Source organism: Roseovarius sp. A-2 (genome assembly GCF_002072155.1).
Classification (GTDB): domain Bacteria; phylum Pseudomonadota; class Alphaproteobacteria; order Rhodobacterales; family Rhodobacteraceae; genus Roseovarius.
The window spans coordinates 403,875-427,715 of the sequence record NZ_BDIY01000001.1 but is presented as its reverse complement, the minus strand read 5'-3'; the positions used below and the strand labels follow the sequence as shown (position 1 = coordinate 427,715).

General features: G+C 63.2%; 24 protein-coding genes. 10 read left to right on the top strand and 14 right to left on the bottom strand.

Annotation, left to right across the window (positions count from 1 at the left end; genetic code table 11):
* Positions 1-9: 9 nt before the first annotated feature.
* From BHD06_RS02145 to BHD06_RS02130, 5 genes are all read right to left on the bottom strand, one after another.
* Positions 10-579, bottom strand: coding sequence for a sarcosine oxidase subunit gamma (locus BHD06_RS02145; RefSeq protein ID WP_080455315.1), 570 nt, complete (start codon positions 577-579; stop codon positions 10-12).
* Positions 572-3,580, bottom strand: coding sequence for a sarcosine oxidase subunit alpha family protein (locus BHD06_RS02140; protein ID WP_080455314.1), 3,009 nt, complete (start codon positions 3,578-3,580; stop codon positions 572-574). The genes BHD06_RS02145 and BHD06_RS02140 overlap by 8 nt, the downstream gene beginning before the upstream one ends.
* Before the next feature lie 64 nt (positions 3,581-3,644).
* A complete protein-coding gene (locus tag BHD06_RS02135; RefSeq protein ID WP_080455313.1) occupies positions 3,645-3,974 on the bottom strand; it encodes a sarcosine oxidase subunit delta in 330 nt (109 codons plus the stop codon).
* Positions 3,968-4,339, bottom strand: coding sequence for a hypothetical protein (locus tag BHD06_RS22880; protein WP_139784612.1), 372 nt, complete (start codon positions 4,337-4,339; stop codon positions 3,968-3,970). The genes BHD06_RS02135 and BHD06_RS22880 overlap by 7 nt, the downstream gene beginning before the upstream one ends.
* On the bottom strand, positions 4,336-5,580 hold the full coding sequence (locus tag BHD06_RS02130) for a sarcosine oxidase subunit beta family protein (protein WP_080455312.1): 1,245 nt from the start codon (positions 5,578-5,580) through the stop codon (positions 4,336-4,338). Before BHD06_RS02130 ends, BHD06_RS22880 begins: the two co-directional genes overlap by 4 nt.
* 214 nt (positions 5,581-5,794) lie before the next feature.
* Here BHD06_RS02130 and ccmI point away from each other — a divergent pair, with 214 nt between their 5' ends.
* The 7 genes from ccmI to grxD all read left to right on the top strand — a co-directional run bounded on the left by ccmI (position 5,795) and on the right by grxD (position 9,375).
* Complete coding sequence (ccmI, locus tag BHD06_RS02125; protein ID WP_080455311.1) at positions 5,795-7,027, top strand: c-type cytochrome biogenesis protein CcmI; 1,233 nt, start codon at positions 5,795-5,797, stop codon at positions 7,025-7,027.
* A 53-nt stretch (positions 7,028-7,080) separates the two neighbouring features.
* Positions 7,081-7,506, top strand: a complete 426-nt coding sequence (gene ruvX, locus BHD06_RS02120; RefSeq protein ID WP_217805639.1) for a Holliday junction resolvase RuvX — start codon at positions 7,081-7,083, stop codon at positions 7,504-7,506.
* A complete protein-coding gene (locus BHD06_RS02115; protein WP_080455310.1) occupies positions 7,496-7,732 on the top strand; it encodes a DUF1289 domain-containing protein in 237 nt (78 codons plus the stop codon). The genes ruvX and BHD06_RS02115 overlap by 11 nt, the downstream gene beginning before the upstream one ends.
* Before the next feature lie 83 nt (positions 7,733-7,815).
* Positions 7,816-8,403 carry a hypothetical protein gene (locus tag BHD06_RS02110; protein WP_080455309.1) on the top strand — a complete coding sequence of 196 codons (588 nt, stop codon included), beginning with the start codon at positions 7,816-7,818 and terminating at the stop codon, positions 8,401-8,403.
* 91 nt (positions 8,404-8,494) lie between these two features.
* Positions 8,495-8,731: a BolA family protein gene (locus BHD06_RS02105; protein WP_080455308.1), complete on the top strand. Its 237-nt coding sequence runs from the start codon at positions 8,495-8,497 to the stop codon at positions 8,729-8,731.
* Positions 8,732-8,737: 6 nt separating this feature from the next.
* Positions 8,738-9,016, top strand: coding sequence for a hypothetical protein (locus tag BHD06_RS02100; protein WP_254892275.1), 279 nt, complete (start codon positions 8,738-8,740; stop codon positions 9,014-9,016).
* A complete protein-coding gene (gene grxD, locus BHD06_RS02095) occupies positions 9,013-9,375 on the top strand; it encodes a Grx4 family monothiol glutaredoxin (protein WP_080455307.1) in 363 nt (120 codons plus the stop codon). The genes BHD06_RS02100 and grxD overlap by 4 nt, the downstream gene beginning before the upstream one ends.
* A gap of 116 nt (positions 9,376-9,491) precedes the next feature.
* Here the strand turns inward: grxD and speB are convergent, their stop codons facing one another.
* Positions 9,492-10,454 carry an agmatinase gene (gene speB, locus BHD06_RS02090; protein ID WP_080455306.1) on the bottom strand — a complete coding sequence of 321 codons (963 nt, stop codon included), beginning with the start codon at positions 10,452-10,454 and terminating at the stop codon, positions 9,492-9,494.
* A gap of 1 nt (position 10,455) precedes the next feature.
* Complete coding sequence (locus BHD06_RS02085; RefSeq protein ID WP_080455305.1) at positions 10,456-11,628, bottom strand: M20 aminoacylase family protein; 1,173 nt, start codon at positions 11,626-11,628, stop codon at positions 10,456-10,458.
* Positions 11,629-11,690: 62 nt separating this feature from the next.
* Here BHD06_RS02085 and mazG point away from each other — a divergent pair, with 62 nt between their 5' ends.
* The gene (gene mazG, locus BHD06_RS02080) at positions 11,691-12,512 is read left to right on the top strand and encodes a nucleoside triphosphate pyrophosphohydrolase (RefSeq protein ID WP_080455304.1); all 822 of its coding nucleotides are present in this window, start codon (positions 11,691-11,693) and stop codon (positions 12,510-12,512) included.
* Positions 12,513-12,559: 47 nt separating this feature from the next.
* Here the strand turns inward: mazG and ileS are convergent, their stop codons facing one another.
* The gene (ileS, locus tag BHD06_RS02075; protein WP_080455303.1) at positions 12,560-15,508 is read right to left on the bottom strand and encodes an isoleucine--tRNA ligase; all 2,949 of its coding nucleotides are present in this window, start codon (positions 15,506-15,508) and stop codon (positions 12,560-12,562) included.
* 296 nt (positions 15,509-15,804) lie between these two features.
* Here ileS and BHD06_RS02070 point away from each other — a divergent pair, with 296 nt between their 5' ends.
* Together BHD06_RS02070 and BHD06_RS02065 are read left to right on the top strand one after the other, a co-directional pair.
* Complete coding sequence (locus BHD06_RS02070; RefSeq protein WP_080455302.1) at positions 15,805-16,215, top strand: group III truncated hemoglobin; 411 nt, start codon at positions 15,805-15,807, stop codon at positions 16,213-16,215.
* Positions 16,216-16,353: 138 nt separating this feature from the next.
* Positions 16,354-17,247 (top strand): fructose bisphosphate aldolase, encoded by an 894-nt coding sequence (locus BHD06_RS02065; protein ID WP_080455301.1) that lies wholly within the window; start codon positions 16,354-16,356, stop codon positions 17,245-17,247.
* Positions 17,248-17,272: 25 nt separating this feature from the next.
* Here the strand turns inward: BHD06_RS02065 and BHD06_RS02060 are convergent, their stop codons facing one another.
* The 6 genes from BHD06_RS02060 to BHD06_RS02035 all read right to left on the bottom strand — a co-directional run bounded on the left by BHD06_RS02060 (position 17,273) and on the right by BHD06_RS02035 (position 23,789).
* Complete coding sequence (locus tag BHD06_RS02060; protein WP_080455300.1) at positions 17,273-18,112, bottom strand: ATP-binding protein; 840 nt, start codon at positions 18,110-18,112, stop codon at positions 17,273-17,275.
* The gene (gene tatC, locus BHD06_RS02055) at positions 18,113-19,036 is read right to left on the bottom strand and encodes a twin-arginine translocase subunit TatC (protein WP_080455299.1); all 924 of its coding nucleotides are present in this window, start codon (positions 19,034-19,036) and stop codon (positions 18,113-18,115) included.
* Positions 19,033-19,542, bottom strand: a complete 510-nt coding sequence (tatB, locus tag BHD06_RS02050) for a Sec-independent protein translocase protein TatB (RefSeq protein ID WP_080455298.1) — start codon at positions 19,540-19,542, stop codon at positions 19,033-19,035. Before tatB ends, tatC begins: the two co-directional genes overlap by 4 nt.
* A 7-nt stretch (positions 19,543-19,549) precedes the next feature.
* Complete coding sequence (locus tag BHD06_RS02045; protein WP_080455297.1) at positions 19,550-19,780, bottom strand: twin-arginine translocase TatA/TatE family subunit; 231 nt, start codon at positions 19,778-19,780, stop codon at positions 19,550-19,552.
* A gap of 157 nt (positions 19,781-19,937) precedes the next feature.
* A complete protein-coding gene (prfB, locus tag BHD06_RS02040; RefSeq protein WP_080455296.1) occupies positions 19,938-21,065 on the bottom strand; it encodes a peptide chain release factor 2 in 1,128 nt (375 codons plus the stop codon).
* 213 nt (positions 21,066-21,278) lie between these two features.
* Positions 21,279-23,789 carry a penicillin-binding protein 1A gene (locus BHD06_RS02035; RefSeq protein WP_080455563.1) on the bottom strand — a complete coding sequence of 837 codons (2,511 nt, stop codon included), beginning with the start codon at positions 23,787-23,789 and terminating at the stop codon, positions 21,279-21,281.
* Between the last annotated feature and the right edge of the window lie 52 nt (positions 23,790-23,841).

Sequence of the window (23,841 nt, the reverse complement as noted above, 5' to 3'; positions counted from 1 at the left end):
TGACGGAGGTCAGCCGTAGACGCCCACCTCGCCGCCCGGCAAGGCCGCTGTTTTCAGCAGGTTGAAGGCATAGTCGGCCACCGAGCGGAAGCAGATGAGGTGAAACGTGCCCGCCTCATCCAGCCAGAACGCGGCGGGCACCTGCGCCATGCGGGTGCGCCGGAACATGCCGGGGGTGAAGGCCTCCGGCGAGAGGTCCACCGGGCAAAGCTTGGCCAGGATTTCACGCGCGCCGGTGCCCGAGACGTGCAGGTAGGTGCGCGCGTCCGAGACGTTGACGGCGAGGAAATGCTGGCCCCTGAGCGCCTCTTCCAGCGTGGCAATCGTCTCGGCCACCCCGTCATAGTCGCAGATCAGCAAGAGTTCGTCCGGCGACATCCAGAGTGCGGCAGCCCCCTGCCCGCTCAGCGCCTGACGCTGTGCAGGCACGTCGAGGCCGGTGGCCTTTTGCACGGCGGCCTTGACCTCGGCGGACGACAGATCGCCCCGCAGGGTGATCATGCCGGTCAGGCCCGCATCCGCGATGGTTGCGAGCCCGTTGACGCGGGCCCCGTTCAGGGGGGTGACGGCCTCAGACATTCTGCTTCTCCCCGTCCTTGTCGTAAAACACCTGATCGACGATCTTCGCTTTCACGATACCGCCGTCGACCTTTGGAAACTCCAGCACCTCGCCCATGCGGTCCGGGCCGTTGTGGACCAGCCCCATGGCGATGCCGCGCCCGAGCGTGGGCGAGTGGTAGGTGGAGGTCACGCGCCCTTGGGTGTTGCGCTGACCGTTGGCGTTGGTGCCCGGTGCCGTGGCGTAGGCGCCATCGGGAAGGACGGAGCCGTCGAGCGTCTCCAGCCCCACCAGTTTCCAGCGATTGGGATCAGCCATGTGGCTACGCTCCTGCGCACGCTTGCCGAGATAATCCTCTTTCTTCTTGGAAATCGCCCAGTCCATGTTCAGGTCCTGCGGGATGACCGTGCCATCCGTCTCGTCCCCTATCATGATGAACCCCTTCTCGGCGCGCATCACGTGCATCGCCTCGGTCCCGTAGGGCATGACGCCATATTCCTCACCCGCCTCCAGCAGCGCGTCCCAAAGGGCGCGACCATGGCTTGCAGGCACCGAAAGCTCGAAACTCAGTTCACCGGCGAAGGAAATGCGGAAGACGCGCGCGGGAATGCCTGCGACAGTGATCTCGCTCCAGCCCATAAAGGTCAGCGCATCGGCGCTGATATCGTCCTCGGTCAGCTTTTCGATCACCTTGCGGGAGTTCGGCCCCGCGACGCCCACCTGCGCATATTGCTCGGTGACGTTGGCGGTATAGACCTTCCAGTCCCACCATTCGCATTGCAGCCAGTCTTCCATGTGGCCATGGATCGACTCTGCCCCACCCGTGGTGGTGTGGACAAGGAACGTGTCCTCATCCAGCCGCGCGACCACGCCGTCATCCATCAGAAAGCCGTTCTCGTTGCACATCAGGCCATAGCGGCAGCGTCCAGGCTTCAGCGTCGACATCATGTTGGTGTAGAGCATGTCCATGAAGCGGCCCGCATCCGCACCTTTGACGATGATCTTGCCAAGGGTCGAGGCGTCGAGCAGAGCGAGGCTGGCCCGGGTTTGTTTGATCTCGCGGTTGACGGCCTCGTGGCGGCCCTCCTCGCCCCTGAGGAAGCAATAGGGGCGGCGCCATTGGCCGACCGGCTCGAAATCCGCGCCATGCGCCTCGTGCCAGCCATGCATCGGTGTCTTGCGAATGGGCTGGAAAATCTCGCCCTTGGCCTCGCCCGCGATCGACGACAGCGAAATCGGCGTATATGGCGGGCGGAAAGTGGTGGTGCCGGTCTGCGGAATGGGCTGGTTCAGCGCATCCGACAGGATCGCCAAGCCGTTTATATTGCTCAGCTTGCCCTGATCCGTGGCCATGCCGAGCGTGGTGTAGCGCTTGGCGTGTTCGACGCTTTCGTAGCCCTCGCGCGCGGCGAGTTGCACGTCCGATACCTTCACGTCGTTCTGGTAATCGAGCCAGGATTTCATCCGCAGCTTGATGCCCGCGCCCTGTGGCATAAGCCAGACGGGTTGCATCGGGGCCTCCACCGAAGTGCTGGCCTCAGGGGCCTTGCCCTTGGGTTTACGGCCCATGGCCTTGGCCGCCGCCTGCCCGGCCTCATGCGCGTCAGCGACGACGCTGGCCAGATCACCCGTGCCATTGGCGGCACCGGCGGGGATCACGAACCCCTCGCCCTTGGCCCCTTTCGGCGGATTGGCGCGGTCGGGGCGGAAATGGGCCTGTGCCTCGTCCCAGATCAGCTTGCCGCCGCAATGCGACCACAGATGCACCACCGGCGACCAGCCGCCGGACATCGCAACCGCGTCGCACTTGATCTCTTCCAGCACCGCGCCTTCGCCCGCCTGCGCGCAGATGGCCACGCCTTCGACGCGCTTGCCGCCCTTGACCTTGGCGATGCCCTTGCCGTTCTCGACGCGGATGCCAAGCGCGCGCGCCTCATCGGCCAGGGCACCGCCGCCCGATTGACGGGCGTCGAGGATGACGGGGATTTCGAGGCCAAGCTGCTTGAGCGTGATGGCGGTGCGGTAAGCGTCGTCATTGTTGGTGACGACCACGGTGCGGTCGCCGACGGAGACGCCGAAATCGATCGCGTAATCGCGGATCGCCGACGCGAGCATGACGCCGGGGATGTCGTTGCCCGCGAAACTGAGCGGGCGTTCGATGGCCCCGGTGGCGGTCACGATCTGGCCCGCGCGAATACGCCACAGACGGTGGCGCGGCGCGTCACTGCCGGGGGTGTGATCGGCGACACGCTCGTAGCCGAGCGCATAGCCGTGATCGTAGACCCCTGCACCCATGCAACGATTGCGCAGGGTGACATTGGGCATGTCTTGCAGTTTTGCAAGAGTGGCGGTGATCCAGTCCGCAACGGGCTGGCCCTCGACCTCGCCGCCATCGACAGGCGCGCGGCCACCCCAATGGGCCGTCTGCTCGATCAGCATGACCTTTGATCCGGCCTCGGCCGCCGCAAGTGCCGCTTGCAGACCGGCCACGCCGCCGCCCACCACCAGCACATCGCAGAAGTAATAGAAATGCTCATACCGGTCCGGATCGCCGGGATTGGACGCTTTGCCCAGACCCGCCGATTGACGGATGAACGGCTCATACACATGCTTCCAGAACGGGCGCGGGTGGATGAACATCTTGTAGTAAAAGCCCGCAGGCAGGAAGCGCGACAGGTGGGTGTTGACCGCGCCGATGTCGAAATCGAGGCTCGGCCAGTGGTTCTGACTGATGCAGGTCAGCCCGTCGAACAATTCGGTCGTGGTGACACGCTGGTTGGGCTCGAACCGGGTGCCCTCGCCCAAACCGACAAGCGCGTTGGGCTCTTCCGCGCCAGAGGCCACGATGCCGCGCGGGCGGTGGTATTTGAACGACCGGCCCACCAGCATCTGGTCATTGGCCAGAAGCGCCGAGGCGAGCGTGTCGCCGGGATGGCCCTTCAGGCGCTTGCCGTTGAAGGTGAATTCGATGGCGCGGCTGTGATCGACGAGGCGACCAGTCTTGGCCAGACGTGTGCTCATGTCTTGAACCCTCGGGCCCTTGGGGCGGGCGTTGTGGATTGAGTATTTTTGGAACAGTGAAAGGTCATGCGAATTCCCGCCATGTCCAGCCGGGGCGCTTGGCGGTGATCGCGTCACGGATCTCCTGCGGCGGCTCCAGCGTTTGGGCGGGGTATGTGCCGTAGACCTCCAGCGTCATGGTATCGCGGGCGGCGTGAAACCACTTGCCGCAGCCATTGTTGTGCCGCCACCGCTCGAAATGCACGCCTTTGGGGTTTTCCTTGGCGAACATATAGGTGTGAAACTCATCATCCGACGCGCCGGGGCCGTGGCGCGTCAGATGCGCCTCGCCGCCCTGGTGAAATTCGGTCTCTTCGCCCGTAACGCCGCAGCAGGGGCAGGTGAGGATCAGCATGTCATTGTTTCCCCTGGTTCCAACATCAAATCGCCGAAGCCCCACACAAACGTGGCTAAAACAGCGAAGAACGCTCCAAAAATCGCAAACCGATTTCTAGGAATATAGCTTGCAAAGTGCGGTGCCAAATTGGTTTGGCGAAAACCTGAGAACCAACCAAATGCCGCATCTAACGACTGAGATGCTATGACGAGGCCAACGACAATAGCTCCTGATCTTGCAAACCAGTCGTCTATTCCCAAAGCACACTGCTTCTGGGCTAGGTATCCAAGAAGAAGCAAAAATAGAAAAAAGATCACGAGAGCCATTTGTCGAAATAGCACGCCGTGCAATGTTCCTACTTCTACTTGGTTGATCTTGTTCAATGCGCCACCCCCGCAGCCACTGACTCATCAATAAACCGGCCCTGATAGAACCGGTCGAGGCCGAACTCGTCGCAGAGCGGCGAGTGGCCCTTGGCCATCAGTTCGGCAAAGCCCCAGCCGGAGCCGGGGATGGCCTTGAAGCCGCCGGTGCCCCAGCCGCAATTGATGAAGATGCCATCGACCGGCGTTTTGCTGAGGATCGGCGAGCGGTCGCCGGTCACGTCCACGATCCCGCCCCATTGGCGCAGCATCTTGAGCCGCGCGACCATCGGGAAGGTCTCGACCAGCGCGCGCACGGTTTCCTCGATATGGTGGAAAGAGCCGCGCTGCGTGTAGTTGTTATAGCCGTCGGTGCCGCCGCCGATGACCATCTCGCCCTTGTCGGACTGGCTCATGTAGCCATGCACGGTGTTGGCCATGACGACGCAATCCATGCAGGGCTTGATCGGCTCTGACACCAGCGCCTGAAGGGCGACGGATTCGATCGGCAGGCGGAAGCCGGCCATTTCGGCAAGATGGCCCGAGTGACCGGCCACGACCAGCCCCAGCTTGTCACAGGCGATGTCGCCGCGATTGGTGGTGACACCGGTGACCTTGCTGCCCTCGCGGGAAATGCCGGTCACTTCGCATTTCTGGATGATGTGCATGCCCATGGCCGAGCAGGCCCGGGCATAGCCCCAGGCCACAGCATCGTGGCGCGCCGTGCCGCCGCGGGCCTGCCAAAGGCCGCCCAGCACCGGGTAGCGCGGCCCGTCGAGATTGATGATCGGCACGATTTCCTTGACGCGGGCGGGCGAGATGAACTCGGTCGTGACGCCTTGCAGGGCGTTGGCATGGGCCGTACGCTGATAGCCGCGCACCTCGTGCTCGGTCTGCGCCAGCATGATCACGCCACGGGGCGAATACATGATGTTGTAGTTGAAATCCTGGCTCAGCGTCTCGTAGAGCGAGCGCGATTTCTCGTAGATCGCCGCCGAAGGGTCCTGCAGGTAGTTGGAGCGGATGATCGTGGTGTTGCGCCCCGTGTTACCGCCCCCCAGCCAGCCCTTTTCAAGGATTGCGACATTGGTGATGCCGAAATTCTTGCCGAGGTAATAGGCGGTGGCGAGCCCGTGCCCGCCCGCGCCCACGATGATGACATCGTATTTCTTCTTCGGTTCGGGCGAGGCCCAGGCGCGCTCCCACCCCATGTGGTAACGCAGGGCTTCGCGGGCGACGGCAAAGGCGGAATAGTGTTTCATGCGCGCTCTCGGGCTTGGAGGATTCGCAATAGGCTTGCGGCTGGCATCGTAATGCGACGTAAGGCCGAGCGAAAGGATACTCCGGGCGGCGATTTCCGTATCAATAGCGACATTGCGACATCGCGGCGCGGGCGGCCCACGGCCAAGTGACCACATACCTCTTTTTTCCGCGGCTGCGGGTCGTTACATGGGGGCAGTCACCCGAGGAGAGAGCATGGCATTCTGGATCATCGTGGCGGCCCTTGCGATCGGGGTCGGCACCATATTGGGGCTGACGCTGATGCGGGGCCGGGTGGGCGAGGCTCCGCCCGCGGCCTATGACCTCGACGTTTACCGCGATCAGCTGCGCGAGATCGAGCGCGACCTCAAGCGCGGCGTGCTGGAGTCCGAGGATGCCGAGCGGCTGCGCGCCGAGGTGTCGCGCAAGATCCTGGCCGCCGATGCACAGTTGCGCGCGGGCGGCGAGAGCGGTGGTCAACCGGCGGCACTCGGGATGGCGATGGCCGGGGGGGTGGTGGCCCTGATCGCCGGTGGCGGTGTGTTGCTCTATTCGCAGATCGGCGCGCCGGGTTACGGCGATCTGCCGATGGCCACCCGGATCGCAAATTCCGAGGCGGCGCGAGACGCGCGGCTGGATCAGGCAACCGCCGAAGAGCGATTCGCGCCCGAGCCAGCCGACCTGCCCGATGGCACGAGCGAAGACTACATGGCGCTGGTCGAGCGGCTGCGCGAGACGGTGGCGGAGCGGCCCGAGGACCAGCAAGGCCTGCGCTTTCTGGTGCGCAGCGAGGCGGCGCTTGGCAATATGGCGGCGGCACGCAAGGCGCAGGCGCAGCTCATTGAGGTGAAGGGCGGGTCGGCCACTGCCGACGATTACGCCACGCTGGCGGAGTTGATGATCAATGCCACGAATGGCTACGTATCGAGCGACGCAGAGACCGCGCTGCGCGCTGCCCTCGCGCGCGATCCGCGTGCGCCGACGGCCCGCTTCTACCTCGGCCTCTACATGACGCAGATCGACCGGCCCGACCGCGCCTTCCACCTGTGGCGCGACCTGCTGGAAGAGAGCATGCCTGACGCGCCCTGGATCGCCCCCATTCGCGCGGGTATCGGGGAACTGGCGGCGCGCGCGGGCGAACGCTATGAGCTACCCGCTCCCGAGGCCGCGCCCGGCCCCTCGGCGGGCGATATCGCCGCCGCCGAGGATATGGACCCCGAGGCCCGGCAGGAGATGATCCGGGGCATGGTGGCCGGGCTGGCGGGCCGTCTGGCCGACGAGGGTGGCACCGCCGAGGACTGGGCGCGACTGATCAACGCTTACGGCGTTCTGGGCGAGACCGACCGCGCCCGCCGCATCTGGACCGAGGCGCAGGCGGTCTTTGCCGATTTCCCGCGCCGTCTTGCCACCGTGCGGGCGGCGGCGGAAAACGCGGGCGTGGCAGAGTGATCGTCGAGGATGTCGCCGGGTTCGCCGCCGCCTTGCCGCGTGCGCGCGCCGTGATGGGCCTCGATCTGGGGACCAAGACCATCGGCGTCGCGCTATCGGACCGGCTCTGGTCGGTGGCCAGCCCGCATGAGACGGTGAAGCGCCGGAAATTCACCCTCGACGCGGCGCGCCTGCTGGAGATCGCGGCGGCGCGCGAGGTGGGCGGCGTGATCCTTGGCCTGCCACGCAACATGGATGGCAGCGAGGGGCCAAGGTGCCAGTCGACCCGCGCCTTTGCCCGCAATCTGGCCGCGCTGACCGACCTGCCGATCGGCTTCTGGGACGAGCGTTTGTCGACCGTGGCGGCCGAACGCGCCCTGCTGGAGGCGGATGCGACCCGAAAGCGTCGCGCTCAGGTGATCGACAGCGTTGCCGCCTCCTATATCCTGCAAGGGGTGCTGGACCGGATGAGGCATATGAGGGCAGAACATGACGGATGAAACACCGTGGCAGCGCGACGAGGTCGAAAGCCCCTGCGTGCGGATCTGCGTGGTCCACCCCGAGGCACGGATCTGCACCGGCTGCCTGCGCTCCATCGACGAGATCACCCGCTGGTCGAAGATGAGCGGCACCGAGCGGCGCGAGGTAATGGCCGCCCTGCCCGACCGTGCCGGATTGCTGAAAAAGCGTCGGGGCGGACGCGCGGCGCGGCTGTCGCGCGGCTGACGGGCTTTCACGTTTTCCGGAGCGGCATGGCGTGCCCGCCCGCGCTGTGGCAGGCTCGGCCAACGCCATGAAAGGACGCGCCGATGCTCCGCCTCCCCCTGATCCTGCTCGCCAGCCTTTTTCTATTGCCGGTCACGCTCGCCGCGCAAGAGACCGACCAAGAACCCGAGGCGGCGCCCGAAGCGCCTGCTGACAGCGCCCCCGCCGTGACGCCTGAGGGCCCGATGACGCTCGACCGGCTCGACGCGATCGTGCGCGCGCTCGACCCCGAGGCGCAATCCAACGGCCGCATGTGGCAGTTCACCATCAACGAGGTACAGGTGCTCATCGTGACCGACGAGACCGCCAACCGCATGCGCGCCATCACCCCCGTCGCCAAGGCCGACGAGGTCTCGCCTGAGGACATGCAGCGCATCCTTCAAGCCAATTTCGACACCGCCCTCGATGCCCGCTACGCCTTCGCCAAGGAAATCCTGTGGTCAGCCTATATCCACCCCCTGACACCGCTGGAAAAGGACCAGCTCATTTCCGGGCTCGGCCAGGTGGTGAACCTCGCTCAGAGCTACGGCACGCTCTACTCGGGCGGAGCGCTGCAATACGGTGGCGGCGATAGCGGCGCGCTGCAACGCGCGCTCATCGACGAGTTGTTGAAGAAGGGTGAGGAGATCTAGCGCAAACGGCAACTCCTGCTCACCTCACGCTCCCTTGCGCTCGGGCCGGTCGCGCTCTAAATCAGGAACAGACCGTGACAAGGAGATGCCCATGCCTATGCTCGCCTCCGACCTCGAAGCGTTGATACGCGACGCCCTGCCCAATGCCCAAATCCGGGTCGAGGGTGATGACGGCGTCCACTTCTCCGCCGAGGTCATCGACGAGAGCTTCCGCGGGAAGAACCGCGTGCAGCAACAACGCGTGGTCTATGCCGCGCTCAAGGGCAGGATGGACGGCCCCAACGGGGCCGTGCATGCCCTTGCCCTGACTACGAAGGCACCGGAGTAACCCGTCTTGGATGCCCGCCTCATCGTCGTTTTCCTTCTCTTGCCCTTCGTGGCCATATTCGTCTACGCCACATGGTCGGAATACAGCCGCTTCAAACGCGAGGGGCGCGCCGAATACGGGCTGACCTATGACCCTGAAACAAATACCACCCATATAGGTGCCATCGCCGAGGATGAGGAAAGCTACGACCCTGAGGACTACACCCCCGGCGACGGCGATGGCGAAGACACCGCCCACGTCAAACCCGATCCCGCAGACCCAAACGAACAGGATAGCCGCACATGACCGACGCAAAATCCCGCATCGAAGACACCGTGAAATCTTCTGACGTCGTGCTCTACATGAAGGGCACAAAGGACATGCCGCAATGCGGCTTCTCCAGCCGCGTGGCGGGCGTACTGAACTACATGGGCGTCGAGTTCGCCGATGTGAACGTGCTCGCCGATGAGGAAATCCGGCAGGGCATCAAGGATTACTCAGACTGGCCGACCATCCCGCAGCTTTACGTCAAGGGCGAATTCGTCGGCGGCTGCGACATCATCACCGAAATGACCCTATCGGGCGAGTTGGACCAGCTCTTCGAGCAGAACGGCGTCACCTATGACAAGGCCGCCGCCGAGAAGATCCGCGAAGCCAACGCCTGATCAACGGCAAGACCACCTCGGGCACACCCCGTTATCCTCGGGCTTGGCCTGAGGATCTCCCGACCAACAGATCGCCCGGCCAAGCCGGGCGATGACGCAAGATTGGAATGCCCGGCTCAGCGCCGCGTCCAGCCCCAGAGGCATAGCATCTCCATCGCCACATGCGCGCCGGCGATCGCCGTCGCCCCGGTGGTGTCGAAGGGCGGTGAGACCTCCACCACATCGCCCCCCAGCAGGTTGATCCCCGCCAGATCGCGCAGCATAATTGCCGCCTGCGCCGAGGTAAGCCCGCCCCAAACCGGTGTGCCCGTGCCAGGGGCAAAGGCCGGGTCCAGAGCGTCGATATCGAAGCTCATATATACCTGAGAATTTCCAACGATGTCTCTGATTTTGCTTGCGGTGTTGACCGGGCCCTTCAGATGCACCTCGCGCGCGTCGATGGTTGCGATGCCCATTGTGTCAGGGTTCACCGTGCGAATACCCACCTGCACCGACCGTTCCACGTCGATCAGCCCCAGTTTCACCGCCTTGTAGAACATCGTGCCATGGTCGATCCGCCCCATGTCGTCATCCACCCAGGTATCGGAATGCGCGTCAAACTGGACTAGCGCCACAGGCCCGAACTTCTCCGCGTAAGCCTTTAGAATCGGCAGAGAAATGTAGTGATCCCCACCAAGCGTGATGGTTGCCGCTCCGGCCTCTAGAATGCCCCGGACATGCGCGATCAACGCCTCGGGAAACTCGGAAATCTTGGCGTAATCGAAGGCCAGATCGCCATAATCCACGATGCTGAGGCTTGAGAGCGGGTCGTACCCGTCCCAGCCATAGGGCGGATCGAACACCTGCAACGCACTCGCCTCGCGAATGGCGCGCGGCCCCAACCGCGTGCCAGGGCGGTTCGTCACCGACTGATCAAACGGCACCCCGGTGATCGCCAAATCCACGCCACTCAGATCCTTGGAATAGCGTCTGCGCGCAAAGGACAGCGCCCCGCCAAAGGTGTTCTCATAGCTCAACCCATGCGAGGTTTCGCGCGTAAACGCCTGATCGACTTGTGTCTTCGCATCTTCCAGCGCCATATCACGCCCCTCCGTTCACCGGCTGCGCGCGCTCCACGATCCGGGCAAAGAACGATGCGCCGACCGGGGCCACCGCATCGTTGAAATTGAACCCCGGATGATGCAGCCCCGGCCCGTCGCCTTGGCCCAGGAACAGATAACAGCCCGGACGCTCTTGCAGCATATAGGAAAAATCTTCGGCCCCCATCTCGCGCGTGCGATCCGCGATCACCGCTTCTGCGCCTGCGACCTCGCGCGCCACCTCTGCGGCAAAGCCGGTCTTGTCGGCATCGTTCAGCGTCGCCGGATAGCCCATGTCGATTCGCACGTCGGCGCGTACCCCATGCGCCGCCGCCGTGCCCTCGGCCACCTCGCACAAACGCCGATGCACCATCGCCTGAACCTCTGGGCTGAACGTCCGGATTGTCGCGTTGATATAGGCGCTCTCGGGGATGACGTTGTCGGCGCTGCCGGTATGGATCTGCGTGACCGAAATCACCAGATCATCCAAGGGGCTACGATTCCTAGTGACGATCGTCTGGATGGCCTGCACGATGGCCACGGCGGCGACCACCGGATCGCGCGCCTCATGCGGAAAGGCACCATGCCCGCCTTGCCCGATCACATCCACATGCAGCGTGTCCACCGCCGCCATGATCGGCCCCGGCGTCGTCTCGAACGTGCCTGCTGGCGCGCCCGGCAGGGTGTGAAGCGCATAGACCTGATCCACTTCGTAACGGTTCAGCATACCCTCCTCGACCATCACGCGCCCGCCGCCCGGGCCCTCTTCGGCGGGCTGAAAGATCAACACCACCTTGCCGGCGAAATTCCGTGTCTCGGCAAGGTACTTCGCCGCACCGAGCAGCATGGTGGTATGCCCGTCATGGCCGCAGGCATGCATTTTTCCGGGTCGTCGGCTGGCATACTCGACCCCGGTGATCTCCTCCATTGGTAGCGCGTCCATATCGGCGCGCAAGCCGATGCAGGGGCCCGCGCCCTGCCCCTCGATCACCGCGACGACGCCGCTCTCGGCAATGCCCGTCTCGATCTGGGTGATGCCGAACTCCCGTAATCGCTCGACCACGAAACCCGCAGTCTCGTGACAGTCGAACCCGATTTCCGGATGTGCATGCAGATGCCTGCGCCATACGGTCATCTCATCGGCAAAGCCCGCTATGCGGTTGATCACGGCCATCTCTGGACATCCTTTCCTTCACGCGTCAGGGTCCACTCAACCCCAAAGCAGAGGCCGCTGCAATGCCTGACGACACGCTCATTCACGACCCCTTCGGCGGCATGCCGCGCTTGATCGCCATCATGACGCGACTGCGCGATCCCGAGACGGGCTGCCCCTGGGATATCGAGCAGGACTTTGCGAGCATCGCACCCTATACCATTGAAGAGGCCTACGAAGTTGCCGATGCCATCGCGCAGGAAAACTGGTCTGATCTGCGCGGCGAACTGGGCGACCTGCTGTTGCAGGTGATCTTTCACGCGCAAATCGCGCAGGATCGCGGCCTCTTTGATGTCGAGGACGTGGCCAATGCGATTTCCGACAAGATGGTCGCGCGCCATCCCCATGTCTTTGGTGCCGAAAGCCGCGACAAAAGCGCCGAGCAACAGACCCGCGACTGGGAGGCGATCAAGGCCGCCGAGCGCGCGGCCGAGGCGAAATCCGGCACGCTCGACGGGGTGGCGCTCGGCCTTCCAGCCCTGCTGCGGGCAGTCAAATTGCAGAAACGCGCCGCACGCGTTGGGTTTGACTGGCCGGATGCCTCGCATGTGCTCGACAAGATCCAAGAGGAAGTCGAGGAATTGCACGAGGCTGCAGAGCATCTGACGCAGGACAAGGTCGAAGAGGAATTCGGCGATCTGCTGTTTGTCATGGCAAATCTCGCGCGGCACATGAATCTGTGCCCGGAAGCCGCCCTGCGCCACGCGAATGCCAAATTCACCCGCCGGTTCGAGCGGATCGAGGCGCTGTTATCCGAGGCGGGCAAGACACCCGATCAATCGGATCTCGCGGAAATGGACGCGCTCTGGAACCGCGCCAAGGCCGAAGAACGCGGCGAGGCCTGAGCCCCGCCTGCGCCTTCTTTATGGCCAAATACTTAAATTTCAGACGTTTACGCCTGAGTCTTCATCTCGGACAATGCGGCATCGCAGCGTTTGCAGGTGCCCGTGTGGCCGTGGCTGCCCACATCCGGCAGGATCTTCCAGCAGCGTTGACATTTCTCGCCATCCGCCTTGGCAAAGACCACGCCGACCGTATCCACTTCGGGCATGCGAAACGCCTCATCAGGGCGCGGCGTGTCGGTGAGAGTGATGTCCGAGGTGATGCAGATATCCTCGAAATTGACCGATTTCAGCGCCGTCAGCATCTCGGCGTCGCGCACATGCACGATGGGGGCCGCCTCCAGTGACGCCCCGATCACCTTGTTGCTGCGCTGCACTTCCAAGGCCGCCGTGACCACGCGCCGCGCTTGGCGCACCTGCGCCCATTTCGCCGCCAGGGGTTCGTTCAACCAGTCGGCGGGGGTGTCGGGGATATCGGTCAGATGCACCGAGTTGTCTTTACCGGGGAAGCGTTCCAGCCAGACCTCTTCCATGGTAAAGACCAGCACCGGCGCAAGCCATGTTGTCAGCCGGTGAAACAGCAGATCAAGCACCGTGCGCGCCGCCCGCCTGCGCGCCGTGTCGCCATCGCAATAGAGCGCATCCTTGCGGATATCGAAATAAAAGGCCGACAGTTCGATCGTGGCGAAGTTGAAAATCTGCTGAAAGACACCTTGGAAATCATAGGCTTCATAGCCTGTCTTGACCTTGTGATCGAGCTCGGCCAGCCGGTGCAGCACCCACTGCTCCAACTCCGGCATCTCCGCGGGGTTCACCCGATCCGCCTCAGTGAAATGGCTCAGCCCGCCCAGCATGAAGCGCATCGTGTTGCGCAAGCGGCGATAGCCGTCCGCCACGCCCTTGAGGATCTCCGGTCCGATCCGCAAATCGGCGGTGTAATCCGCCTGCGCCACCCAGAGCCGCAGGATATCGGCGCCGTATTGCTTGGTCACGTCCTCGGGGGCGACGGTGTTGCCGAGCGATTTGGACATCTTGTTGCCCTTCTCGTCCAGCGTGAAACCATGCGTCAGCACACCTCGGTAAGGCGCGTGACCGATGGTGCCGCAGGCCTGCAGCATCGAGGAATGAAACCAGCCGCGATGCTGGTCGGTGCCTTCAAGATAGAGATCGGCCATGCCGTCGGCGCTGCCGTCCTCGCGGTCGCGCAGCACAAAGGCATGGGTGGAACCGGAATCGAACCACACGTCGAGAATGTCGTCGACCTTCTCCCAAACCTCCGGATCGACGATGCCAGAGAGGAACCGCTCCTTCGCGCCGTCCTTGTACCAGGCATCCGCACCCTCGGCCTCGAACGCCTCGAGAATACGCGCGTTCACCTCGGCATTTCGCAAAAGGTATTCCGGATCCGTTGGTTGCGCACCTTTCTTAACAAAGCAGGTCAGCGGCACACCCCATGCCCGCTGACGGCTCAGCACCCAATCGGGCCGCGCCTCGATCATGGAATAAAGCCGGTTGCGCCCGGTCTTGGGCGTCCATGTCACCAGTTCGTCAATGGAGCGCAGCGCGCGCTCGCGAATCGTGGTGCCATAGGCGTCCTGCCCGTCACCAACCGCGCGGTCGATGGCAGCGAACCATTGTGGGGTGTTGCGGTAGATCACCGGTGCCTTGGAGCGCCAGCTATGCGGATAGCTGTGCTTGATCTTGCCGCGTGCCAGCAACCCGCCGACCTCCACCAGCTTGTCGATCACGGCCTTGTTCGCGTTGCCCTCCTTGCCCTTGCGGTCAAGGATGAACGTGCCGCCAAAGAACGGCAGGTCGGGGCGGAAGGAGCCGTCATCGAGCACGTTGTAGGTGATCACCTGATCGAGCATCCCGAGCCCGCGATAAAGCTCGTATTCCTCCATCCCGTGCGAGGGCGCACAATGGACAAAGCCGGTACCCTCCTCATCGGTGACGAAATCGGCGGCGCGGAAGTCGCGCAGGTCGTCCCATTCGCCGTTTGATCCTTCGACATGGGCAAGCGGGTGTTTGACTTGAGAAATGACAGAGGGGTCAACGTCCCTTACACGTTTCCAATGCTCTTTCTCCAGCCGCGCACGTGTCATCACATCCTCGGCGCGATTATCCGCGAGGATGAAGCGGTCTCCAACATCGGCCCAGCATTCTCCCGGCGTGCCCGTTACCTCATAAAGGCCGTAATCGATACCCTCGCCGTAAACCACGGCCTTGTTCGACGGGATCGTCCATGGGGTGGTGGTCCAGATGACAACGTGCGAGCCAACCAAATCGCGATTTTTGAGTTCTGCGCCCTCGCCTGCGACCGGATCGACAACCTCGAACTTCACCCAGACCGTGAAGCTCTCCTTGTCGTGATACTCCACCTCCGCCTCGGCCAGCGCGGTCTTTTCGATGGGTGACCACATCACCGGCTTGGAGCCTCGATAAAGCACCCCGGACATCAGGAATTTCTGGAACTCCTCCGCGATGATCCGCTCGGCGCGGAAATCCATCGTCAGATACGGCTTGTCCCACTTGCCCGTGATCCCCAGCCGCTTGAACTCACCCCGCTGCACGTCGATCCAGCCTTCGGCGAACTTGCGGCATTCCTGCCGGAAATCAACGACATTGACCTTATCCTTGTCGAGACCCTTGGCGCGATACTGTTCCTCGATCTTCCATTCGATGGGCAGCCCGTGGCAATCCCAGCCGGGGATATAGCGCGCGTCGCGCCCCATCATCTGCTGGCTGCGCACCACCATGTCCTTAAGGATCTTGTTCAGCGCGTGGCCGATATGCAGATGGCCGTTGGCGTAAGGAGGACCGTCGTGCAGGGTGAATGGCGCGCGGCCCTCGTTACGCTCGCGCAGCCGGTCATAGATGCCGATCTCTTCCCACCGGGCGAGCCACTCGGGTTCGCGCTTGGGCAGGCCTGCGCGCATCGGAAACTCGGTCTGCGGCAGGTTCAGGGTGTCTTTGTAGTCGGGCATGTCAGAACACATGGGTGACGTCCTTTGTCACGGGGCGTTGGAAATCTGGAGTTTAGGGGCGGCGCGATGACTCAAACGCCTGAAATCCCGGCGGCTCGATGGGGTCAGAGCGCCGGGCATGTAATTCGAATAATGATCGCGATGCGTCTCATCATGTCCGGCCTTATAGGCGCGGACCCGGCACGCGTCCAGAGGGGGAGCCCCCGCTTTCTTGAAAAGAAAGCGTTCCGAAATCTTTTGAAGATTTCGGCTCGACCCAGTCACAAAGGGGGATTGCCTCAGCCCGCATCCCGCGCCACATAAAGAGCATGAGCACCGCCCTGCCCCCGCGTTTCGACATCACCCGCCCCGAGATCGAGCGGGTCGTCGCGGCGTTCTACGAGGCCGTGCGCGGGCATCCCGGTCTCGGCCCGGTCTTTGCCGTGCATGTCGATGACTGGCCCGCGCATGAGGCCAAGGTTGCCGATTTCTGGGCCAATTCCATCCTGCATGAGCGGGTCTATGACGGCTCGCCGATGGCTGCACATGTGAAGGCCAGGAATGTCCGGCCCGGCATGTTCTCCACCTGGCTCGACCTATTTGACAGTGTCCTGCGCGCTGAGTTGCGCCCGGATCAGGCCGCCGCGTGGTCGGCCCTCGCGCATCGCATCGGCCGGTCCTTGCGCGCGGGTGTGGTGGAGCGTGACACCCTGCCCGGCGGGGTGCCGAAGCTGCGCTGAGACCTTCTTTGGACGTTCCGACATCACTATCCAAAGGCCCGCCGCCCGGACACCCCCTGTTAGCGCCATCACGATTGCACGGCGCGCGCCCGTCGCCTAAGACGGCGGAAACTCCATCCTGACCAAAGGGGGCATCGCATGTCACAGGCCGAGCAAAGAAAGAAACTTCGCGAGGGGCAAGGCTTTATCGCAGCGCTCGATCAATCGGGCGGCTCCACCCCCAAGGCGCTGCGCCTCTACGGTGTCGAGGAAAGCGAATACACCTCCGACGCCGAAATGTTCGACCTGATCCACGCCATGCGCGCACGGATCGCGCAGGCCCCGGCCTTCACCGGCGAGAAGGTGCTCGGCGCGATCCTTTTCGAGATGACCATGGACCGCGACATTGGCGGCAAACCCGCGCCGGATTTCCTCTGGCAGGAGCGCGGCGTGGTGCCGTTTCTCAAGGTCGATAAGGGGCTGGCCGACGAGACCGACGGCGTCAAGCTGATGAAACCGATGCCGGAACTCGATGCGCTGCTCGCGCGCGGCGTCGAGGCGGGGATTTTCGGCACCAAGATGCGGTCGGTGATCGACGCGGCCAATAAAGCGGGCATCGAGGCCGTGGTCGCGCAGCAATTCGAGGTCGGACAACAGATCCTCGGCCACGGGCTCGTGCCGATCATCGAACCTGAGGTGACCATCTCCATCGCCGACAAGGCCGAGGCCGAGGAGTTGTTGCGCTCCGCGATCCTGGCACAACTCGAGGCGCTGCCCGACGATCAGGAGGTGATGCTGAAACTGACCCTGCCCGAGGCACCGAACCTGTATGAGATGCTGGTCAATCACCCGCGCGTGCTGCGCGTGGTGGCGCTGTCAGGTGGCTATAGCCGGGAAGAGGCCAATGTGCGTCTGGCACAGAACCGGGGCGTGATCGCGAGCTTCAGCCGCGCACTGACCGAAGGGCTATCGGCGCAGCAATCGGATGCGGAGTTCAACGCCACGATTGCCGCCTCGATCGACGAGATCCACAAGGCCTCTGTCGCGGGCTGAGCGCCCTCGGGGGGGGGGGGCGCGCTTAGACGCGAATGCCGCGCCGCCCCGCCAGATCAGTGAAATACTGCCAGGCCACCCTACCTGAGCGTGCACCGCGCGTGGCCTGCCATTCGATCGCCTCGGCGCGCAGGGTGGCGTCGTCGATCTCGACCCCGTAGGCATCGCAATAGCCCCTGATCATCGACAGGTATTCGTCCTGATCGCAAGGGTGAAAACCCAGCCACAGGCCGAACCGGTCCGAAAGCGAGACCTTCTCCTCCACCGCCTCGGAGGGGTTGATGGCGCTGGAGCGTTCGTTCTCGATCATGTCGCGCGGCATCAGGTGGCGGCGGTTCGAGGTGGCGTAGAACACCACGTTGTCGGGCCGCCCCTCGATCCCACCATCCAGAACCGCCTTCAGCGACTTGTAATGCTGGTCGTCATGGCCAAAGCTCAGATCGTCGCAAAACAGCAGAAACCGTGCATCCGCCCCGCGCAATAGGTTCAAGAGACGCCCCACCGAGGGCAGATCCTCGCGCTGCAATTCCACGATCTTGAGCGGTAGCCCCTCGGCCCGCACGGCGGCATGCACCGCCTTCACGAGGCTCGATTTACCCATGCCACGCGCCCCCCAGAGGAGCGCGTTATTGGCCGACAGACCGCGCGCGAATTGCTGCGTATTTGCCAGCAGGGTATCGCGCGACCGGTCGATGCCTACAAGCAGGTCCATGCCCACGCCGTTGACCGTACCCACCGGCTCCAGCCGATCCGGCGACACGTGCCAGACAAAGGCATCGGCGGTGTCGAAATCGGGCGCAGTCAGCGGGGCGGGGGCCATCCGCTCCAGCGCGGCGGCGATACGGTCCATCGGGTCGGCGGTCATTCAGTCCTTGTCCTTGTCCTTGCCCTTGGCGGCGTCGCGGTCGAATTCGGCCTGCAACTCCTTTTCATCGGGGACGATCTCGTCATCCTCGTCTTCATCAAACCACAGCCCCTGTTCGCGTAGCTCTGCCTCGCGCTTTTTCTCGACCCGCTGCACAAGCTGGATCGACACCTCGTAGAGGCCGTAAACCACGACGAAGAGAATGATCTGGGTGATAACGTCTGGCGGCGTCACCAAGGCGGCCAGAACCAGGATGCCCACCATCGCGTATTTGCGCACCGAGCGCAGGCCCTGCGCGCTGACCAGCCCGGCCTTGCCCATCAGCGTGAGCAGAACCGGAAGCTGAAAACACAGGCCAAAGGCGACGATGAACTTGATGGTGAGGTTGAGATATTCCTGGGCAGACCCCTGAAACACCACCGAAAGGGGGGCTGCGTTCTGCTGACCCTCGATCACCTCGCCCTGACCGCCGAATTGCTGGAAGCCAAGGAAGAAATCATAGGCCAGAGGCGTAACCACGTAAAACGCGAAGCCGGCGCCGAGGAAGAACATGAACGGTGAGGCCACGAGAAACGGCAGGAACGCACCCTTTTCCGATTTGTAGAGCCCCGGTGCCACGAACCGCCACATCTGATTGGCGATATAGGGAAAGGCGAGGATGAAACCACCCAGAAGCGAAACCTTGATCGCCACGAAGAAGCCCTCCTGCGGGGAGATGAAGATCAGGTCGCAATCCTGTCCTCGCTCGGCCAGAACCTGACAGAGCGGCGCTGTAAGAAAGTTGAAGATCGGCGTGGCAACGGTGAAACAGATCACCATGCCGATGACGAAGGCCACCACCGAATGGATAAGCCGCGTGCGCAGTTCCGCCAGATGCTCGATCAGCGGCGCGCTGCTATCCTCGATCTCGTCGGGGGTGCTCATGCCTTGTCCTCGGCCTTGGCGGCCTTGCTGGTCTTGGTCTTGGCCTTAGCCTTGGGTTTATCTTTCGGCTTTGCGGATTCACTCTCGGGCGCGTTTGTCGCTTGCGCCTCGGCGGCGGCTTTGGCCTCGGCCTCGGCGGCGCGGCGGGCGGTAGCCATCTCGGCGGACTTTTCGCGAATCTTGTCGGCCTGCGCCTGCCGCTCGGGGCTCAGCGCGGGCGTATCGATCGTGGTCAGATCGCGCGTCGCGTTCTCGGTCGTCTTCTTGACCTCATCCATCGCCGATTTCATCGGATTGGACGCGGCCTTGAAGGTCTTTTGAATGTCACCCACGCCGGATTGGTCCGCCGCGTCATTCATTGCGCGACTGAATTCACGCGCCATGCCCTTGGCCTTGCCCACGAACTGGCCAACGGACTGAAACATCCCGGGCAGGTCCTTGGGGCCCACGACGATCAGCGCCACGATGCCGATGAGCAGAAGCTCGGTCCAGCCCAGGTCGAACATTTACGGATCAGGCCTTGTCTTTTTTGTCTTCGGGCGTCACGTCGCGGGCGGTCTCGACCTCCCCCTCTGACTGGGAGTCGTCGTCAAGCTCCTTGGTGCCCTCGGCGACGCCTTTCTTGAACGAAGTAATGCCCTTGCCCACTTCGCCCATCAGCGAGGAAATCTTGCCGCGACCGAAAAGCACCAGCACCACCACGGCGATGAGAAGAAGGCCGGGAAGGCCGATATTGTTCAGCATGTCTGTCTCTCCCTTTCACGGGGGTCCATGGATCGCCCCCGGGAATATCATTGGCTTATCTAGTCGTTCAAAGCGTCGGTTGGAAGCACCAATGCAAGCCAGCCCCGCAAATCACGAAAATTATTTGCGCCCACCCTAGGCACGGGCGACAGAGCGGTCAATCGTCCCCCTGTGCCTCGGCGCGGCTCTTGCCGCTGACATTCTGCGCCAATGTGGCGGCCATGAATTGGTCGAGGTCACCGTCGAGCACGCCCTTGGTGTCCGAGGTCTCGACCCCGGTGCGCAGATCCTTGACCATCTGGTAGGGTTGCAGCACGTAAGAGCGGATCTGGTTGCCCCAACCGGCATCGCCCTTGTTGTCATGCGCCTCGTTGATGGCGGCGTTGCGGCGGTCCAATTCCTGCTGGTAGAGCCGCGATTTCAGCGCCTTCATGGCAATATCGCGGTTCTGGTGCTGGGATTTCTGGCTCGAGGTCACCACGATGCCGGTCGGAATATGGGTGATCCGCACTGCCGAGTCGGTCGTATTGACGTGCTGCCCGCCCGCGCCCGACGAGCGATAGGTGTCGATGCGGATATCGGCCGGGTTCACCTCGACGTCGATATTGTCGTCAACCACCGGATAGACCCAGACCGACGAGAAGGAGGTATGCCGCTTGGCCGCCGAATCGAACGGCGAAATACGCACCAGCCGATGCACGCCCGATTCCGATTTCAGCCAGCCATAGGCATTGTGCCCGCTGATCTTGTAGGCGGCGGATTTGATCCCCGCCTCGTCGCCCCCTGATTCCGACTGCAACTCTACAGAATAGCCACGCTTTTCGGCCCAACGGACATACATCCGCGCCAGCATCGACGCCCAGTCACAACTCTCGGTGCCGCCTGCACCGGCGTTGATCTCGAGGAAGGTGTCATTGGCATCCGCCTCACCATCCAGAAGCGCCTCAAGTTCCTTGGCGGCGGCGACCTTGGCCAGCGTGCGCAACGCGGCCTCGGCCTCGGCGACGACCTCGACATCGTCCTCCATCTCGCCCAGCTCGATCAGGCCAAGCTGATCCTCCATCTCCTGCTTGATGTTGTCATGCGTCTCCAGCGCATCGACCAATGCCTGCCGCTCACGCATCAGTTTCTGCGCCTGCCCCGGATCATCCCAGAGCGTGGGATCCTCGACCCGGGCATTGAATTCCTCCAGCCGGTGTTGGGCGGTCTCCCACCCCAATCGCTGGCGCAACAACTCCAGCGATTTTTCGATCTCGGAAACGAGGGTCTGGGTTTCGGCGCGCATTGTCTGATCTGTCCTTGCCTGCTCAGATGCGGGTGATACCGCAGCGCGGCGGGCCGGGCAAGGGCAGCGCGTCGTCACAGGGACGGGCATCACGGGCATATTGAGGCCGACTCTGGCCTGTTGCTGCCGTTGCTGCATCCTGCGGGAAACGCACCGGAGGTGCCGAGCGATCGCCGGGCCATAACGCCCCATCGTAACACCCGGACCCCTGCCCTAGTATAGCCCACCCGAACTCATCGACCCGAAGGTCGCCTTGCCGCCGACCTGCGCCTTCTCGCCGGTCGAGGTGGTGACATCGCGCACCTGCTCGTTTTCACCGGCGCTATAGAGATCGAGATCGTTGCCCATCGCAAAGCCGCCGTCATAGGCCACCCCGAAGATCGGCTCCTCGCCGTCGCGGAAATACTCGGCCACGACGTTCGCGCCTTCGGCATCATCGGGCAGACGCGCGCCGCTGAATCGGTCGATCTTGATGAATTGACCGCCGGGCGGCACCTCGAAGGGACCGCCGCCATATTTGGCCACCGCGTCGGTCATGAATTCCTGAAACACCGGCCCGCAGAGCGACGCCCCATAGGCCCCACGCCCCATGCCGCGCGGCTGGTCGTAGCCGATATAGCACCCGGCCGCGATATTGCTGGTAAAGCCCACGAACCACACATCGCGCGCATCGTTGGTGGTACCGGTCTTGCCAGCCACCGGCACCGGCAGGTCGATCACGCCCGATGCGGTGCCGCGATCCACCACGCCCTTCATCATCGAGGTGAGCTGATAGGCGGTGACCGCGTTCATCACCCGCTCACGATCCGACACGATGCGCGGGCCCCGGCCCTCGGGCAGGGTGGGATCGTCGCAATCCACGCATTGCCGCTGATCCTGTGCATAGGTTGTGCGGCCATAGCGGTCCTGCACCCGGTCTACAAGGCTGGGACGCACCCGCTCACCGCCATTGGCGAACATCGCATAGGCCGCGACCATATTGAACAGCGTCGTCTCCTCAGAGCCAAGCGAATTCGCCAGAAACTTGCCCATGTTGTCATAGACGCCAAAGCGTTCGGCGTAATCCGCGATCACGTCCATCCCCACCTCCTGCGCAAGGCGGATGGTCATCAGGTTACGCGATTGCTCGATGCCGGTGCGCAGCGGCGTCGGGCCGTAATATTTGTTCGACGAATTGCGCGGCCGCCACAGACCCTGCGGCGTGTCGATCTCGATCGGCGCGTCGATGATGATCGTGGCCGGCGAATAGCCACTGTCGAGCGCAGCGGCATACACGAAGGGCTTGAAGGATGAGCCGGGCTGGCGCATCGCTTGGGTGGCGCGGTTGAACACCGAATGCTGGTAGGAAAACCCGCCCTGCATCGCCAGCACGCGACCCGTGTTGACATCCATCGCCATGAACGCGCCTTCGACCTCGGGCACCTGCCGTAGGCTCCAGCGAAGGAAATCGCCGCTCCCGTCCTCTGTCATGCGACGCACATGAACCACGTCGCCTGCGTCAAACGTCTCATGGAAATCGCCGGGCAGCCAGGCGATATCGGTGCGCGGCACCTCCTGCACGCCCTCGACGCCTTCGATGCCGATACGCATCACCTGATCGCCGGTCTCCAGCACCACCGCCGGATACCATTGCCCGTTCAATTCGATATCTCTCGGCACCCGCAAGTCGGCCAGCGCGGCGCGCCATGCGTCCTCCGAGGCCAGAGCCTCCTGCGGAAGGCTCAGCCCGGTGCCGCGCCAGCGCCCCCGCCCTCGGTCATACTGCTCGAGTTGACGGCGCAGCGCGCGGGCGGCATTGCCCTGCATCTCGGGATCGACTGTAGCCCGCACCGACAGCCCGCCCGAAAAAAACTCGCCCTCGCCGAAATCCTCGCTGAGCTGACGGCGGATCTCGTCGGTAAAGTAATCGCGCGGCGGCAGATCGGCGCTGAACGGCGCAAAATCTCCGTTCTGCACCGAGCGCAGCGGGGCCTCGCGCTCCGCGCGATATTCCGCCTCGGTCAGATACCCGTTCTCCCACATCTCGCGCAGCACGAAATTGCGTCGGTCCAGCAGGCGTTCTTTCTCACGAACCGGATGGTAATCGCTCGGAGCCTTTGGCATGGCGGCGATCGCGGCGGCCTCATGCGGGGCGAGTTCGCGCAGCGTCTTGTTGAAATAGGTCTGCGCGGCCGCAGTGACGCCATAGCTGTTCTGGCCAAGAAAAATCTCATTCAGGTAAAGCTCGAGGATCTGCTCCTTACTCAGCGTCTCCTCGATCCGGGTGGCGAGGATGATCTCCTTGATCTTGCGTTCCAGCCGCCGGTCGCCCGAGAGCAGGAAATTCTTCATCACCTGCTGCGTGATGGTTGAGGCGCCGCGCACGTTTCTCCCGCGCGACTTGACAGCATCGACAATGGCCGAGGCGATGCCCACGGCATCATACCCGCCATGCTCATAGAAATTCTTGTCCTCGGCACTGATGAAGGCCTGTTTCACCAGATCGGGAATATCCTCGGCCGGGGTGAAGAGCCGCCGCTCGCGGGCGAATTCGTCGATGATTCTCCCCTCGCTGGAATAGATCCGGCTGATCGTGGGGGGCGTGTAATTGGCAAGGCTCTCATGGCTCGGCAGATCCTTGCCGTAGATGTGCAGAATCGCGCCGATCGACAGCCCGACGATCACCACGATCAGGGTGATCAGGCTGAAGACAGTGCCGAACAGGCTCAGAATCGGTCGAAACACGCGCACCCCCGCTGGATGAATGCGACCCATATAGGCGTCGGCGGGGCACGGG